This window comes from Streptomyces sp. NPDC001348, assembly GCF_053597535.1.
Genome location: NZ_JBSFIK010000001.1, coordinates 355,305 through 372,176, shown reverse-complemented (window position 1 = coordinate 372,176; position 16,872 = coordinate 355,305). Strand labels below are relative to the sequence as shown.

At 71.3% G+C, this 16,872-nt stretch carries 12 protein-coding genes; 9 read left to right on the top strand and 3 right to left on the bottom strand.

Annotated features, from left to right (window positions below):
• Positions 1 to 276 precede the first annotated feature (276 nt).
• Both ACWC21_RS01680 and ACWC21_RS01675 read left to right on the top strand, forming a co-directional pair.
• The gene (locus ACWC21_RS01680) at positions 277 to 4,701 is read left to right on the top strand and encodes a LamG-like jellyroll fold domain-containing protein (RefSeq protein WP_450876970.1); all 4,425 of its coding nucleotides are present in this window, start codon (positions 277 to 279) and stop codon (positions 4,699 to 4,701) included.
• Between the two features lie 149 nt (positions 4,702 to 4,850).
• Positions 4,851 to 5,828 carry a phosphotransferase gene (locus tag ACWC21_RS01675; RefSeq protein WP_450876968.1) on the top strand — a complete coding sequence of 326 codons (978 nt, stop codon included), beginning with the start codon at positions 4,851 to 4,853 and terminating at the stop codon, positions 5,826 to 5,828.
• Between the two features lie 63 nt (positions 5,829 to 5,891).
• Here the strand turns inward: ACWC21_RS01675 and ACWC21_RS01670 are convergent, their stop codons facing one another.
• Complete coding sequence (locus ACWC21_RS01670) at positions 5,892 to 7,397, bottom strand: MFS transporter (RefSeq protein WP_450876966.1); 1,506 nt, start codon at positions 7,395 to 7,397, stop codon at positions 5,892 to 5,894.
• A gap of 197 nt (positions 7,398 to 7,594) precedes the next feature.
• On the opposite strand from ACWC21_RS01670, the gene ACWC21_RS01665 reads away from it, so the two are divergent.
• The 3 genes from ACWC21_RS01665 (at position 7,595) to ACWC21_RS01655 (ending at position 9,810) form a co-directional block, all read left to right on the top strand.
• Entirely contained in the window at positions 7,595 to 8,332 is a 738-nt protein-coding gene (locus ACWC21_RS01665) for a TetR/AcrR family transcriptional regulator C-terminal domain-containing protein (protein WP_450876964.1), read from the top strand.
• 207 nt (positions 8,333 to 8,539) lie between these two features.
• Positions 8,540 to 9,073, top strand: coding sequence for a hypothetical protein (locus tag ACWC21_RS01660; protein WP_450876962.1), 534 nt, complete (start codon positions 8,540 to 8,542; stop codon positions 9,071 to 9,073).
• A gap of 110 nt (positions 9,074 to 9,183) precedes the next feature.
• Positions 9,184 to 9,810 (top strand): class F sortase, encoded by a 627-nt coding sequence (locus ACWC21_RS01655; protein WP_450876960.1) that lies wholly within the window; start codon positions 9,184 to 9,186, stop codon positions 9,808 to 9,810.
• Between the two features lie 62 nt (positions 9,811 to 9,872).
• Here the strand turns inward: ACWC21_RS01655 and ACWC21_RS01650 are convergent, their stop codons facing one another.
• Positions 9,873 to 10,274 carry a response regulator transcription factor gene (locus tag ACWC21_RS01650; protein ID WP_450876958.1) on the bottom strand — a complete coding sequence of 134 codons (402 nt, stop codon included), beginning with the start codon at positions 10,272 to 10,274 and terminating at the stop codon, positions 9,873 to 9,875.
• Between the two features lie 466 nt (positions 10,275 to 10,740).
• Between ACWC21_RS01650 and ACWC21_RS01645 the strand changes: the two genes are divergently transcribed.
• The 3 genes from ACWC21_RS01645 to nirD are packed head-to-tail and all read left to right on the top strand — an operon-like array spanning position 10,741 to position 14,932.
• On the top strand, positions 10,741 to 11,958 hold the full coding sequence (locus ACWC21_RS01645; RefSeq protein ID WP_450876956.1) for an NAD(P)/FAD-dependent oxidoreductase: 1,218 nt from the start codon (positions 10,741 to 10,743) through the stop codon (positions 11,956 to 11,958).
• Entirely contained in the window at positions 11,958 to 14,576 is a 2,619-nt protein-coding gene (nirB, locus tag ACWC21_RS01640; RefSeq protein ID WP_450876954.1) for a nitrite reductase large subunit NirB, read from the top strand. The genes ACWC21_RS01645 and nirB overlap by 1 nt, the downstream gene beginning before the upstream one ends.
• Complete coding sequence (gene nirD / locus ACWC21_RS01635; protein WP_450876953.1) at positions 14,573 to 14,932, top strand: nitrite reductase small subunit NirD; 360 nt, start codon at positions 14,573 to 14,575, stop codon at positions 14,930 to 14,932. The genes nirB and nirD overlap by 4 nt, the downstream gene beginning before the upstream one ends.
• A gap of 3 nt (positions 14,933 to 14,935) precedes the next feature.
• On the opposite strand, the gene ACWC21_RS01630 is transcribed toward nirD, so the two are convergent.
• Entirely contained in the window at positions 14,936 to 15,913 is a 978-nt protein-coding gene (locus ACWC21_RS01630; RefSeq protein WP_450876951.1) for a DMT family transporter, read from the bottom strand.
• A gap of 80 nt (positions 15,914 to 15,993) precedes the next feature.
• Here ACWC21_RS01630 and ACWC21_RS01625 point away from each other — a divergent pair, with 80 nt between their 5' ends.
• Entirely contained in the window at positions 15,994 to 16,836 is an 843-nt protein-coding gene (locus ACWC21_RS01625; RefSeq protein WP_450876949.1) for an AraC family ligand binding domain-containing protein, read from the top strand.
• Positions 16,837 to 16,872: the final 36 nt, after the last annotated feature.

Sequence of the window (16,872 nt, the reverse complement as noted above, 5' to 3'; positions counted from 1 at the left end):
TATGAAACGGATTTGACGATCCGTTGAATGAAAGGTCACGTGGTCGGCGTGATCCAGGAGGGGAGATTAGGAAGTACTTTGACCGACTCTCAAGACTTTTTGCCAATGCCATGACAATTATGTGATCGCCCTTGGCTTTTACTGTGTACGTTCTGTGCCGGGGGAGCGACCATCACCGTCGCACGTCGTCGCCGAGGCGTCCTGACCACCGCCCAGCGACCCGCTTCCTGCAATGCCTGAAGTGTCTGTCGTGCCGTCGTGTGAAGGAGCTCTGCCGTGCTGCCCTCGTCCGTCCGCAGACTCACGCTGATATCCGCAGTCGCCACGCTGCTACTGACCGGGCTGGCTATGCCCGCGGCCGGGCTGGCCTCGGATGATCCGGTCGACACCTCGGAGCCGCTGCTCGCGGCACAGGCACAGGCAGTCGCCGACGGCACGACCGTTCCGGTGGACGCGCTGACCAGTGAGACCGACACGGTGACCGCCGAGCCGGACGGCTCCTTCACCAGGACATCGTCCGTACTGCCGGTGCGTGTTCGCAAGGACGGCACCTGGGTGCCGGTGGATGCCACGCTAGCCGCCAACGCCGACGGCACCTACTCCCCCGAGGCCACTCCCAGCGGCGTGTGGCTGTCGGGGGGCGGCAATGGGCCGCTGGCCACACTCACCGACCCGGCTGGGCACAGCATGAGCTTGACGATGCCCTTCACCCTGCCGACTCCCCAGGTAAGCGGTGACACCGCGCTCTATGCCTCAGTGCTGCCCGGCGTGGACCTGTCGGTGTCCGTGACGGACCAGGGCGGATTCAGTGACGTCCTGGTGGTCCACGATGCGAAGGCCGCTTCCGATCCACGCGTCCGCAGACTCGCCGTTGCGACGGACACCGACGGTCTGAGCCTGTCCGCCACTGCGGCAGGCGGCATGACGGCGACCGCGCCCGACGGCTCGGTGTCGTACTCCAGTCCGCCGCCGCTGATGTGGGACTCGAGTACGACGGGCGCCGCGTCGGCGAGTGTCAAGCGCACAGCCCTCGGCCACACCGCGCCCGACACCGCGGGCTCCTCGGGCGCCTCCTCCGTCACCGGCCCCGGTCCCGGCGCCCAGGTCGGCCAAGTGCCCATGAAAACCACCGCCGACAGCATCACCCTGGCGCCGGACACGACCCTGCTGGACGGTCCCGACACGCACTACCCCGTCTACATAGACCCCTTCGAGGACCCCGTCACCAGCAAGTCCGGTGCCTTCGACGAGGTGTACTCCAGCTCCGACTGCTCCGACGCACCTCAGTACAACAAGCCGCAGACCAACGGGGAGGGCGTCGGCTACCAGCGGTGGGGCGGCCCTTGCGGCAGCGGCCTGGAACGCTCCTACTACGCGGTCAACACCAGCGGCCTGGACCCGTCCATGAAGGTGATCAAGGCCGAGGTCAAGGTCAAGACCACCTACGCGGCCAGCCTCGACTGCTCCCACGACCAGCCGATCACGCTGCACACCACCGGGTCCATCAACTCCGACACGGACTGGAAGCACCAGCCCGACACCCTCGACGACAACGGCTACCCCGCCGTGAGGACGACCGTTCCCAGTGGCGCGAACAGCAACTGCAGCAACAGCACGGCGAGCTTCCGCGTCGACGACCAGATCCAGAAGATCGCCGACGGCAACAAGGGCACCTGGACGATCGCCCTCTTCGGCAACGAGTCCAAGACCAGCTCGAACGAGGACTACCTGCGCATGTCACAGGTCCTCAGCCTCACCACGAACTTCGACATCCCGCCCGACACGCCCACGAAGCTGCACACCACGCCGAAAGCCCTCGGCGCGGACAGCGACTGCGCGACGGGCAGCGACGCGATCGGCTGGATCGGTGCGACGACGTACGACGACGCCGGCAGCAGGGTCCAGTTGCACTCCACTGTCGTCACCCACATCTCCGGCGAGCACGCCGAGGCCCACTACCGCGTCTGGGACCGCACCGACCTGGACGCCGACGGCAACGCCGTGGACAAGGGCACACCGGACAGCGACATGGTGGCCTCGGGCCAGGACGCCGACGCACCCATCGGCTTCACCCTCAAGGACGGCCACGAGTACGGCTGGGACGTCTACGCCCAGGACAACTCCTCGCTGCACATGAAGTCCCCGATCAGCGACCACTGCTGGTTCGACACCGACTTCACCCCGCCCCAGACTCCCGCCATCGCCGACAACCCGCACTTCCCGCCCGTCGGCAGCGGTGCCGGCGACACCTACGCCGGCAGCGGCGTGACCACCGGCTTCTCCGTCTCCGCCGCTGACGGCACCCCGGCCGACACCTGCGATCCGGCGGGCTGCAAATCCAGCGGAATCGACCACTTCCTGTGGCAGTTGGACAGCCAGCCGACCGCCACCACCGGCCACACCGCGAAGGTGGCCTCGGCCAGCGGCAGCACCGCATCCGGCACCGTCACCGTGCCGGTGACCAACTGGGGTGTGCACACCCTGTACGTCGCCGCCGTGGACAAGGCCGGAAACATCTCCCAGAGTCCCGCCGGCTACACCTTCACCGCCCCCTGGAACCCCAAGACCAAGATCGCCCCCGGTGACGTCACCGGCGACGGCAGCCCCGACCTGCTGGCCACCACCAGCACCGGCGACCTGGAGCTGATCCCCGGCGACAGCGACCCGGCCCAGGTACCCGCCCCCGCGCAGGACGGCCCCGTCAGCGGCACGCCGCCCGCCATCACCGGCCCGGTCATCGTCTCCACCGCCGAAGACGCACCCCCCACCGACGGCTCGGCAGCCCGCACCTGGAAGGACTACCTCGTCGCCCACCGCGGCAACCTGCACGGCGACGCCCATGACGACCTGTTCGCGTACAACGTCAAGAGCCACAAGCTGTTCGTGGTCAAGAACGACCTCGACCCCAAGGACGACAGCGCGGTCCCGCGCGACCCGTACTCCACCTTCCCCGGCTTCCTCGGCAACCGGTACGACGTCGTTACCAAAGACCCCTGCGAGTCCACCACGACCGTCCCCGCCGACCGATGCGCGGACGCGGGCTACGACCCGAAAGCGCCCTGGGACATCTCACAGTTGGTGGCCGCAGGCGATGTCTACGGCAACAATGACCATCCCGCTGTGATCACGGTCGAACACGGCAAGTTGTGGATCTACCAGACCTACGGCACCGGCCACATGGGACACCCACGGCTACTCGGCGACGGTGACTGGTCCGGCCTGACCCTGATCGCACCGGGCCGCGTAGGCGGCACGTTCACCGTGGACGCCGGCGGCAACGGCAAGGTCACCGGCGGAACCCCCACCCTCTGGGCCCGCGACGACACCTCCGGCACCCTCTACACCTTCCCGATCGACAGCGGCTCTCTCACAACCCCTCCCAAACTGCTGCACGCTCCCATACGCACCGCTTTTGTCTCCGCCCTCAAGACCACGGCCGGCGGCAGCGTCTGCCTCGACGACGCGAGCTCCCATACCGAAGACCACACCAAGATCCAGATCTCCACCTGCAACGGCTCCGCCGCCCAGAAGTGGGTCCTGCACGACGACGGCTCCCTGCGCGTCCTCGGCAAGTGCATCGACGTCACCGGCGGCGACACCGACAACGGCACGCTCGTACAGCTCTACACCTGCAACGGCAGCGCCGCCCAGAAGTGGACGCCCGGGGCATCCGGCAGCCTGGTCAACCCGCAGTCCGGCAAGTGCCTCGACGACCCGGGCGCGAGCACCACGAACGGTACGCAGGTCCGTATCTACACCTGCAGCGGCAACGCCGCCCAGAACTGGACGAGCAGCGCCGTCACGGGGTGGAACGCGCACCCTCCGACCGCCCTGCCCATGGTGCTGCGGGGGCATGACCACCCCACCATCGCCTCCCCCGGTGACGTCAACGGCCCTACCGGCGACCCCGACGGCAACCCGGACCTGTACGCCACCGACGCCGCGGGACAACTCACCGAATACCCCGGAGCAGCCCCCTCCGGCACCACGGCCGACTTCTCCGACCCGGTGGGGCTGGGCACGGTCACCGACACGAGCGCGCACCGCTGGAAGCTCACTGACGGCTCCGACACCACAGCTGCCGATTCCACCGGCGACCTTGGAGCAATGCTGGCAGGCGGAGCCTCCTGGGCCGCCGACACCGGCCGCGGGACAGCGCTGGACCTCAACGGCACGTCTGCCTACGCGTCCACGAACGCATCTGGCGTCGACACCAGCGGCAGCTTCACCGTCTCGGCCTGGGTCAAGCTCAACTCCCTATCCGGCGGCAATTCCACCTTCGTCTCACAGTCGGATGCGCCATCCGTCAGCGCCGCCAACGGATTCCAGCTCTACTACTCGTCCGGCGCCCAGGTCTGGGCCTTCGCACGTCACAACGACGACAGCACCGGCACATCTTTCACCGCCGCGTACGGCGCCAAGGCCGTGGCCGGCAAGTGGACCCACCTCGTCGGCGTCTACGACGCGGACGCCGGGCAACTCCTGCTCTACGTCAACGGTCACCTGTCCGCCGTGAAGGCGTACACCGGCACCGTCTGGGACGCGGACGGCCCCGTTCAGTTCGGACGTCGGCTCTCTCAGGGCACCTACGGGGAGTACGCGAACGGCCGTCTCGGTGACGTCCGCCTCTATGGCACCGCCCTGCCCCCGGCGGACGCGGCGGCGCCGGGCGGTGGTGCGGGGCTGTTGCAGCTCGGCTGAGTGTGCGTGGTACGGGAGGGACCCGACCTGCCCGGCAAGTCACCGACGCCGCGCCGGCCGCCAAGAGCTCATCGACGTAATGAGTTGCTGCACCCGAGACTCCGCATGCCATAGTCACGGTCGGCCATCGGCATCCGGAGAGGTACTGAATGCACCACGCAGTCGACTTCATAGCGGAGACCTACGAACTCGGCCCCGGGGCATGGACGATGACGCCCGTCGCCCGGGGCGCGTTGGGGCAGATCTGGAAGCTGTCCGGGAACGGCTCCTCGTGGGCGGTGAAGGAACTCCTCTTCGGCTGCGACGAAGAACAGGTCCGGCGGGAGGCCGCGATACGAAGTGCCATGGAGGGTCTGGGTATCGCGTCGCCACGGCTCATCCCCAATCGCCATGGCACGCACGTCTCACAGCTCACCGCTTCTTCGGGCGGGCCCTACGTGAAGTTGTACGACTGGGTCGACGGCACGGCGGCGGATGCATCGGATGCGGACATACTGGACTGGTTCGGCCGCACCATGGCACTGCTGCACACAGCGGGAGAGGGCGCGAGCGAGATGCCGGACTCCTGGTACGAGCAGTGCCCACAGGACACCGACTGGAAAGACCTGCACCAGAAGGTGTGTCGGGCCGGCCTGCCGTGGTCGGAGTCGCTGGGCCGGTTCATCGGCACGTCCGCGGCGGAGCTGGCGCGGTGGGTGACCGCGTCCGACCCCGGTGATCTGGTGACGTCGCATCTCGACCTGCAGCCCCAGAACGTTCTGGTCGGCCCCGACGGGCCGGTCCTCCTCGACTGGGACAACACCGGGCCCGTCTCGGCGGAACGGGAGTTCGCACGTGCCGTCTTCGTATGGTCGGGTGGCAATCGGGCGAACCTGGATTCGGCCCGGCGACTGGCGCGGGCCTATCGGAGCGCCGGAGGTCGCGCCACCGTCACGGGACCGGAGTCCTTCTCGATGCTTTTCGCGACGGCCCTCAACTACATCCGCGTCCAGGCCGAGTGCGCCGTCGACCCGACCGTGACGGCCGCGCAGCGCGCGTTCGCGAGCAAGCAGGTCGTCGCCTCCTTGCGCAGTGTGCCGGACCTGACGGCCGTCTCCCGGTTGGCTGCCGCGCTCGGGGAGGCGTAGGCGCGCACGCGGGCGGGCCGGTGCCTGTTCAGGCACCGGCCCGCCCGCGTGACGCTCCGCCGCTCAGGCGACCAGTTCCGGCTCCCGGGCGAGGGGCTCGGCCGGCTGCTCCGGCTTGGCGTCGCGCATCACCAGGGTGGCCAGGACCGCCGCCGCGAGGACGCCCGCCGCGCTGAGGGTGAAGGTGGTCGACATCGAGGCGGTGAAGGCCTCGCGGGCCGCGTGGAGGAGGGCCGGGTCGGCCGTCATGGACGCGCCGGCCATGGACTGGCGGGCCGTGGCGGGGGCGTCGGCGGGCATCCGGTTCGCGTAGCCGCTGGAGAGGAGCGAGCCGAGGATCGCGATGCCGAGGGCGGTGCCGGCCTGCTGGATGGTGTCGTTGAGGGCCGAGCCGACGCCCGCCTTGTCCGCCGGGATGGTGCCCATCAGCGCGCCCACCGCGGCCGGCATCGCCAGGCCCGCGCCGAGTCCGAGCAGACCGAGGGCGATCGCCGGGACGGTGAAGCCGGAGTCGGCGTCGACCGTGGTCAGCAGGGCGAAGCAGACGACCATCACCAGCATGCCGGTCAGGATCACGAAGCGGTTGCCGATCCTCGCCGCCAGCTTGGCGCCCCCCGTGTTGCCGATCAGCGCGGTCACCGCCAGCGGCAGGAAGGCGAGGCCCGCCTTGACGGGCGAGTAGCCGAGGACGAACTGCAGGTACTGGGTGAGGACCAGCAGCAGACCGCCGTTGCCGATCTGCACCAGCGACAGGGAGAGCGAACCACCGCTGAAGTTGCGGTGCTTGAACAGGGCCATGGGGACCATCGGGGCGGCGGCCACGTTCTGCCAGACGACGAAGGCGGTGAGCGTGACCACCGCGGTCGCCAGGGTGAGCAGGGAGCGGCCCGCGAAGGCGCCGTGCTGCGGGATCTCGATGATCCACCAGACCAGGGCGGTCATACCGGCGGCGGACAGCACCGCGCCCAGCGGGTCGGGCTTCTGCCAGGGTGCCTTGGACTCCGGCATGAGGAGCACGCCCGCTACGACGGCCAGGGCGACGACGGGCACGTTGAGGAAGAAGATCGAGTGCCAGGAGAAGTGGTCGATCAGGACACCGCCGAGGACCGGGCTGCCGACCAGGCCGAGCATCGACACCGAGCCCCACGCCGCCATCGCCCTGCCGCGCTCCTCCTCGTCGAAGACGGTGATGAGGATCGACAGGGTGGAGGGCATGATCAACGCTCCGCCGACGCCCATGGCCACGCGTGCGGCGATCACCTCGCCGGGGTTGGCGCAGAACACCGCGGCCAGTGAGGCGGCCCCGAAGAGCAGCAGACCGATCAGCATCACCTTCCGGCGGCCGAAGCGGTCACCGAGGCTGCCGGAGGTGAGCAGCAGGCCCGCGAAGACCAGGATGTAGGAGTCGAGGATCCACTGGGTCTGCTGGGCGTTCGCGCCGAGGTCCTCGGTCATGGAGGGCACCGCGACGGTGAGGGCCATGCTGTCGATCACTATGACCAGCGTGCTCAGGCACAGTACGACGAGGATCCACCAGCGGCGTGGATTGCGGGCTTCGCGGGTTTCCATCGGGGTTTCCTTTCGGACTGCCGGGTTGCGCACACTGTTCCCGCGATGCGTACACCGTTCCCACAGCGGGTGAGAACACTGTACGCAGACGAGAACAGCGTACGCAAGAGCTCGATCGGAACAGTGTGCGCAATAACCGATCGCTGTACGCTGGCCGCGTACGACGTACGCAGCAGGAGTCGTGAAGGAGAGCGCCCATGGCCGCCCCCAGGAGCAAGCAGCCGAACCCCGTCCCCTCCGTCTGGGCGAGGCAGCGGCGCGAACCCGACCAGCCCTCGCTCAGCCGGGAGGCCATCGTCCGCGAAGCAATCGCGATGCTGGACGCCGAGGGAGTGGAGGCGCTGAGCATGCGCAAGCTCGGGGCCCGTCTGAACGCCGGCGCGACCTCCCTCTACCGCCACGTGGCCACCAAGGACGAGCTGATGGAGCTGGCCGTCGACCAGGTCGTCGCCGAGATCCACGTACCGCCCGCCGACAGCCCCGACTGGCGGATGGCCGTCACCGAGGCGGCGAGCTCATTCCGCGCGACCGTCCTGCGGCACCCCTGGATGTCGTCGGTGCTCGGCCAGGCGGGGCTTGCCTACCTGGGCCCCGAGTACATGGCGTTCACCGAACGGCTCGCCGCGCTGTTCACCGCGATCGGTTTCCGCGAACCGGACGGCGGGATCTCCACGGTGCTGTCGTACGCGATCGGCATCAGCATCACGGAGGCCGCGTGGCTGACCACGGTGGCCCGCTCCGGGGAGACCGAGGCCGGATTCGTCGCGCGTCTGCTGCCCGCCGCCCAGCAGGCCGCGGCCGGACACGACCACCTCGCCGGCTCCTACGCCACAGACGCCGCCGCGGCGGAGGACCCCGCCGAGATCCGCGAGGCCAAGTTCCGGTACGGGCTCGAGGTCGTCCTCGACGGGCTGGCGCTGCGGTTGCCGCGGTAGGGCCCGTTCACCCGGCCCGCCCATCCGTTCGGGTGCTCTTCCGCCGGGCCACTCGCCCGGCCTTGACCTGGCGGAACACCGTCTGACGGGCCGGGCGGGGACACCCGTTCATCCCATCCCCGGCATCCCGTTCGACAAGCGCGCGCGGCCATGTGCCACTTACCTCGGAAGAGCACGTCAACGAGTCGGACGAGCTCGAGGAGCACCATGCGTCGCACCGCCCGTCTGCTGACCGGTACCGCGCTCGCCGTCACCGCCGCCGGTCTGGCCACCGCGCCCGCGCGCGCGGACAGCGGCGGCAGTCTGCAGGTGTCCCCGGCCGGCGTGGCACCCGGCGACACGGTCACGGTGAACACGTCGGCCTGCCCGGGACGGGGCACGGCGGCCGGTGACGCCACCGCGGTGGGCGGCGGGACGTTCACGCTGGCGCCCGGGACGCACCAGGGCGAGGCGTCCGGGCAGTTCCGGGTGCCGCCGAGCGCGCAGCCGGGGACGTACGAGATCGTCGCGCGGTGCGCCGAGGGCGACAAGCGGGTGACGGGCGACCTGGTGGTGACGCTGATGACGGCGGGGGCGCCGGCGCACGAGCAGGTGGAGCCGCGCGGAAGCGTGAAGACGGGGGTCGGTGGCGCACTCGGGCCCGACCCCGTGCATACCACGGCGGGTGTGGCGGCTCTGGCCGTCGCCGCCGCGGGCGGTACCTGGCTCCTGCATCGCCGGGCGAGAGGCGACGGGATCTGACGGACACCCTCCGCTGTCCGTCCGCCGGTACCGCAACTCCCGTCCCCTCCGGGCCCGATGCCCCTCGCGGCCCGGAGGGGAACGGGGCCCAGCTCCGGGAAGGGGTGCAGATGCGCAGGATCGGTGACACCGCCATAGCCGCCGTCACCGTGGTCGCCCTGGGCTCGGGGGTGTGGCTGCTGGGCGGCGGCTCCGGGACGCACGCCCCGCCGCAGCCGTCCGCCGCCGAGGGCCGCCCCGAGCCGGCCGAGGAGCGGCTCGGGTCGCCCGCGCTGGCGCCCTCACCGCCCACCCGGATCCGTATCCCCGCGATCCACGTGAACGCCCCGCTGATGGGGCTGGGGCTGACGAGCTCGGGCAGCCTGGACGTGCCGCCCGCGGGGAACAAGAACCTCGCCGGCTGGTACGAGGCCGGCATCACACCCGGCGAGCGGGGCACCGCGATCGTCGCCGGGCACGTCGACAACACCGAGGGCCCCGCCGTCTTCTACTACCTCGGCGGTCTCAGGCGCGGCGCCGCGATCGAGGTCGACCGGCAGGACGGGAGCGTGGCCGCGTTCACCGTGGACGCGGTGGAGGTCTACTCGGCGCGCGACTTCCCCGACAAGAAGGTGTACGGCGCGGCGAAGCGCCCCGAGCTACGGGTGATCACCTGCGGCGGGGGCTACTCCAAGCTGACCGGGTATCAGGGGAACGTGGTCGTGTTCGCCCATCTGACGGGGAGCCGTCAGGCGTGACGGCTGCCGTCAGAGGTGAGGACAGACGTGACGGGCAGCCGTCAGGACGGGATGCGGATCGGTCAGGGCCTCGGGGAGCCGTCAGGGCCGGGCCCCGGCCCGGACCCCCGTGCGCTCTCCAGATGACGCAGCACCGCCAGCACCCGCCGGTGTCCGGTCTCCGAGGGGGGCAGGTCGAGCTTGGCGAAGATGTTGGCGATGTGCTTCTCGACGGCGCGGTCGGAGACGGTGAAGGCGGCGGCGATGGCCTGGTTGGTGCGGCCCTCGGCCATCAGGGCGAGCACCTCGCGTTCGCGGCGGGTGAGCGTGTCGAGGGCCGTGGTCCGGCGGCTCGCGCCGAAGAGCTGGGCGACCACTTCGGGGTCGAGCGCGGTGCCACCGCCCGCGACCCGTTCCAGCGCGCCGACGAACTCGTCGGCGGCAGGTCGACGCCCAGGAAGCGCCGCACCAGCGCCCGCTGCCACCGTCCCGTCGGGGCTCCCAGCAGCGCCGGCGGGACGCACGCCACACCGACCGGCAGGGCGAGCAGCGCGTAGCCGGCCCGGCGCCAGGTGCCGGCCGTGAAGGGCTCGCGGACGATCCGCCAGACCAGTACGGCGGCGGTGTCCCGGCTGATGAGGGTCGAGGTGCTGTCCATGTGCTTCCCCCTGACGGTGAGCTGCGGTGGTCCGGTCCCTCCAGGCTGCCGCCCGCGTCCGCCGTGCACGATGGTGCCCGCACGGAACCGGGCGGTTCGGTCAGCCCCACCTTCGACCCCACCGTCGGCCCCACCCCCCCCTCCCGGCCCCACCGTCGGCCCCACCTCACAGCCCCTCTCCGGCCCTCGGTCAAGGCCCTCACACCCCCTCCGCCTCCCCGCTGAGGGCAGCGTTCCTCACGGGAAACAGATGCGATGCGGCCGGGTAACGTCCGCACCGCACGCTCGAGCACATGACCTCGAATAAGCGTGTGGTGGTGATCGGCGCCGGCCTCGCGGGCGTACGGCTCGCCCGGCGGCTCGGTGAGCTCGGCACGCCCGCGCTGCTGGTCGGCGAGGAGGAGCACCGCCCCTACAACCGGGTGCTGCTCGCCGAGGTGCTGGCCGGCCGTTACGCCCCCGAGGTGATCGCGCTCCCGGCACCGGACGGCATGGTGCGCACCCGGGTCGTCGGCATCGAGCGCGCGGCGCGCCGGCTGCGGTGCGCGGACGGCTCGGTGATCCCGTACGGGACGCTGGTCCTGGCCACCGGCTCCAACCCCGTGCTCCCGCCGCTGCGCGGTCTGTTCACCCCGGACCACGAACCCCCCGAGGGCGTGCACGCGTTCCGCACCATGGACGACTGCCTGGGACTGTCCAAGGCGGTCCGGCCGGGGGCGCGGGCGGTCGTCATCGGCGGCGGGCTGCTCGGGGTGTCCGCGGCGCGGGCGCTGGCGGTGCGCGGCGCGCAGGTCGTCCTCGCCCAGCAGGGCGAGCGACTGATGGAACGCCAGCTCGACCCGGCCGCCTCCAAGCTCGTCCGGCGCCATCTGACGGACCTGGGCGTCGAGGTGCACACCGAGTGCCGGGTGCGGGACGTGCGCTGCGTGGCCGGCGCGGTCCGCTCGGTGGAGATGGCCGACGGCTACGCCCTCGACGCCGACCTCGTCGTCCTGGCCTGCGGGGTGCACCCGCGCACCGGTCTCGCCGAGGACGCCGGACTCGCCGTCCACAAGGGCATCCTGGTCGACGACGAACTGCGCACCTCCGACCCGCACATCCACGCGGTCGGCGACTGCGCGCAGCACGACGGCACGGTGTACGGCCTCGCCACACCCGCCCTCGAACAGGCCGAGGCGCTGGCCGAGTTGCTCGCCGGACGCACCGGCGCCCGCTACACCGGCACCCGCTCCCTGACAAGGCTGACCCTGACCGGCCCGGACTCCCCCTTCGACCTCGCCGCCTTCGGGGAGCTCGAGCCGCTTCCCGGCGACGACGTCGTGCAGCTCGCCGACGCGACCCGGGGCACCTACCGCAAGGTCGTCGTCCGCGACGACCGCCTGGTCGGCGGGGTCCTGGTCGGCGAACTCGGCACCGTCGGCGCGCTCGCCCGCGCCTGGGAGGGAGCAGAGCCGCTCCCCTCCGACGGCGGCCCCCTGCTCCACCTGCTCACCAACGACGGAGGCTCCTGATGACCGCCACCCTGGGGGGCACCCCCACGATCGTGCTCGTCGGCCACGGCATGGTCGGCCAGCGCTTCCTCGAAGCGCTGGCCGAGCGCGGCCTGACCGCCACGCACCGCGTGGTCGTGCTCTGCGAGGAGCCGCGTCCGGCGTACGACCGCGTGCAGCTCACCTCGTACTTCTCGGGGAAGACGCCCGAGGAACTGTCCATGACGGACATGGAGTTCATCAAGGACCACGGCATCGAGCTGTACGTGGGCGACCCCGCGGAGACCATCGACCGCGAGGCGGGGAAGGTCACGGCCAGGTCCGGTCAGGTCTTCGCGTACGACACCCTCGTCCTCGCCACCGGCTCCTACCCCTTCGTGCCGCCGGTCCCGAACAAGGACGCCGAGGGCTGTTTCGTCTACCGCACGATCGAGGACCTGCTCGCGATCGAGGAGTACGCGAAGGCCAGGGCGACGACGGGTGCGGTGGTCGGCGGCGGTCTGCTCGGCCTGGAGGCGGCGGGCGCGCTCAAGGGCCTCGGACTCGACGCGCACATCGTGGAGTTCGCGCCGCGGCTGATGCCGGTGCAGGTCGACGACGGTGGTGGCGCCGCGCTGCTGCGCACCATCGAGGGCATGGGCCTGAGCGTGCACACCGGGGTGGGCACGCAGGAGGTCGTGGTCGGTGCGGACGGCGCGGTCACCGGGATGAAGCTGTCCGACGGTTCCGAACTGGCCACCGACATGGTGGTGTTCTCCGCCGGTGTCCGCCCCCGCGACCAGCTGGCCCGCGACTGCGGTCTCGCGGTCGGCGAGCGTGGCGGCATCACGGTGGACGAGCGGTGCCGCACGGTCACCGACCCGCGGGTGTTCGCGATCGGCGAGTGCGCGCTGGCCTCCGACGGCCGGGTGTACGGCCTGGTCGCGCCGGGTTACGAGCAGGCCGAGACGGCCGCCGCGGCCATCGCGGAGGACGAGGGCGAGCAGTTGACGTTCACCGGCGCCGACCTGTCCACCAAGCTGAAGCTCCTCGGTGTGGACGTGGCCTCGTTCGGTGACGCGCACGGCGCCACCGAGGACTGCCTGGACGTCGTCTACTCCGACTCCCGGGCCGGCCTGTACAAGAAGCTGGTCATCGGCCGGGACGGCACGCTGCTCGGCGGCATCCTGGTCGGTGACGCGGAGGCGTACGGCACCCTGCGCGCGCTGACCGGTTCGGTGCCGCCGATCGCGCCGGAGTCCCTGGTACTGCCCGCCGGCTCCGGTGGCGGCGCCCAGCTCGGCCCGTCCGCCCTTCCGGACGAGGCGGTCATCTGCTCCTGCCACAACGTCAGCAAGGGCGCGATCCGCGGAGCGGTCACCGAGCACCGGTGCACCACGGTGCCCGAGGTGAAGAAGTGCACCAAGGCCGGTACCGGCTGCGGCTCCTGTGTGAAGGTGCTCGGCCAGCTGGTCACCGCCGAGCTGGAGGCGAGCGGCGTCGAGGTCGACAAGGGCCTGTGCGGCTGCTTCTCCCAGACCCGCGAGGAGCTGTACGAGATCGTCCTCGCCCTGCGCGTCACCTCGTACCAGGACCTGCTCGACCGGTACGGCCGCGAGGGCGCCCGGGGCGGTGACGGCTGCGAGGTCTGCAAGCCGGCGGTGGCCTCGATCATCGCCTCCCTCGCCCCGTCCATCGGCGCGAGCGGCTACGTCCTGGACGGCGAGCAGGCGGCCCTGCAGGACAGCAACGACCACTTCCTCGCCAACCTGCAGAAGAACGGCTCGTACTCGGTCGTGCCGCGTATCCCCGGCGGTGAGATCGCCCCGGAGAAGCTGATCGTGATCGGTGAGATCGCACGGGACTTCGGCCTCTACACGAAGATCACCGGCGGTCAGCGGATCGACATGTTCGGCGCCCGGGTCGAGCAGCTGCCGCTGATCTGGGCCCGGCTGGTGGACGCCGGCTTCGAGTCCGGGCACGCCTACGGCAAGTCGCTGCGCACGGTGAAGTCCTGCGTGGGGCAGACCTGGTGCCGCTACGGCGTGCAGGACTCCGTGCGGATGGCGATCGACCTGGAGCTGCGCTACCGCGGGCTGCGCTCCCCGCACAAGCTGAAGTCGGCGGTGTCCGGGTGCGCCCGCGAGTGCGCGGAGGCGCAGTCGAAGGACTTCGGCGTCATCGCCACGTCCAACGGCTGGAACCTGTACGTCGGCGGCAACGGCGGCGCCACCCCGCGCCACGCGGACCTGCTGGCCCAGGACCTGTCCGACGCCGAACTGGTCCGTCTGATCGACCGGTTCCTGATGTTCTACATCCGCACCGCCGACCGTCTCGAGCGCACCTCGACCTGGCTGGAGCGGATCCCCGGCGGCCTGGACCACGTACGGGACGTGGTGGTGCACGACTCCCTCGGCATCTGCGCGGAACTGGAGGCGCTGATGGCCGCGCACGTCGGCAACTACCGCGACGAGTGGGCCGAGACCATCAACGACCCCGAGAAGCTGGCCCGGTTCGTGTCCTTCGTGAACGCCCCGGACACCCCCGACCCGGTCGTCGGCTTCGTCCCCGAACGTGACCAGATGAAGCCCGACCTGCCGCTGCTCTCCATCGGCATGCGCCCCACCCAAGACGTTCTGGAAGGAAGCGCCCAGCGATGACCCTGGCACCCGAGACCACCGACCTGAAGGTCCAGTTGCAGCTGGACACCGAGGACGACGACTGGTTCACGGTCTGCGACCTCAGCGCCCTGACCCCCGGCCGCGGTGTGGCCGCGCTGCTGCCGGACGGCCGCCAGGTCGCCCTGTTCCGCGACCGCAACGGCCAGTTGTACGGCATCGACAACCGTGACCCGTTCGTCGGCGCGGCCGTCCTCTCCCGCGGCCTGACCGGCACCGACCGGGGCCGGCCGTACGTCGCCTCGCCCCTGCTGAAGCAGCGGTTCGACCTGGTCACCGGGCAGTGCCTGGACGACGAGTCGGTGCAGGTCGCCGCGTACGAGGTGCGCGCCTACTGACGCTCATGTCCTGGCCGTCGCGCGCCGCCCGCGCGCGACGGCCAGGACCGCGCCCGCCACCAGGATCCCGGCGCCCGCCGACTGGGTGCCCGTGAAGGACTCCCCGAGGAAGACGGCGGCGCACAGCGTGCCGACGGCGGGAACGAGGAACATCATCAGCGAGGCGGACGCCGGTCCGACCGCCTTGACGCCCCGGTAGTACAGCAGGTTGGCGAGGGCCGCCGGGCCGAGGGCCAGGAAGACGACGTTCAGCCACACGCCGGGGCCCGTGGCGGACCAGTGGGTGCCGGCCCAGTCGGGCGCGGAGTACGCCCCGAGGAGCAGCGCACCGGACACGGTCGCGTACGTGGTCGCCCGCAGCGGCTCGATCCCCACCAGCACCCGCGGCCCCAGCAAGGTGAACGCCGCCCAGGAGGCCGCCGCCGCGAGGAACAGCAGGTCACCGGCGAGCCGGCCCGATCCGCCGCCTGCCGCGCCGCCCGCGCCGACCGCGCCGAGGAAGAACACCACCGCGCCCGCGAGCCCCAGCGCCAGTCCGGCCACCCGTCCCGCGGACGCCGTCTCCCGTCCGGTCAGCAGCACGGCGGCCGAGGTGAGCACCGGGCTCAGCACGGGGATGATCAGGCTGCCGTCCATGGCAGGCGCCAGGGACAGGCCCCAGAAGAAGCAGATGTTGTACAGGAAGACGCCGAGCACCCCGGCGAGCGCCGCCCGCCCGCGCTCCCGCCACCCCGGCCGCGTCCGCCGGTCGCCGGACAGCCTGAGGGCGACCAGCAGGGCCAGCGCGCCGCCGCCGAAACGGAGGAACGCGGCGACGGAGTGCGGGACCTGGCCGACGACGACCTTGGAGGAGGCGAAGGCGCAGCCCCACAGCACCATGGTGACGGTGAGCAGGAGATGCGCCGACGGGCCGTCGGAGCCGGGCCGCGCCGCCCCGGTGGGTGCCGCCGTGGTGGACTCGTACTCGGACTCGGTGCTCATGGGCCGAGCCTGCCGCCCGCCACGGACCCCGGTCTTGAACGCTCGTGCGGGCCCCGGACACGGCGTCGCACAATGGGCGCATGCACGGCGAGGCCTGGACCCGGTACTGGCGTGATCCCGAGCGTCCGCTGGAGGCGATGCACGCCCACTTCTACGAGCACGTGTACGCCCCGCACCGCCATGACACCTACTCCTTCGGCTTCACCGAGAAGGGCGCCCAGCGCTTCCGCTGCCGGGGGGCCTCACACGTCAGCGGCGCCGGGATGGTGATGGCGTTCAACCCGGACGAGCCGCACGACGGGCGGTCCTCCTCCGACCTCGGCTACCAGTACCGGATCGTGCACATCGGCCCCGACCTGGTCCGTGCGGTCCTCGCCGACGCGGCGGCCGGCGCCGGTCGGCCCGCGCCGCTGCCCCTCTTCGCCGAGCCGGCCTTCCACGACCCGGTGCTCAGCCGCGCCCTGACCCGGCTGCACGCCGCCCTCACCTGCGGCGCGGAGGAGCTGGTGCGCGAGGAGCGCCTGATCGCGGCGGTCACGGCGATGGCGGCCCGGGGCGCGACCCGCCCGGTCCGGGTCCGTACGCCGCCCGGCGGAAGCGGGCAGGACCGGGCCGTGCGCCGGGCCCGGGACGTGCTGCGGGAGCGCTTCGCGGAGCAGGTGTCCGCGCGGGACCTGGCGGACGCGGCCGGTGTGAGCCGTTTCGCGCTGTACCGGGCGTTCCGCGAGGAGTACGGCATGGCGCCCAGCGACTACCAGCGGCACCTGCGGCTCAGCCGGGCCCGGCAGCTGCTCGCGGCCGGTCGTCCGGCCGCCCTGGTCGCGGCGGAGGCGGGCTTCGCGGACCAGAGCCACCTGCACCGCTGGTTCGTGCGCAGCTACGGGGTGACGCCGGGGGTGTTCCAGCGGGCGGGCCGACGCTGATTGACCGGTCGTTCTGGAAACCTTAGGGTGCGCCGC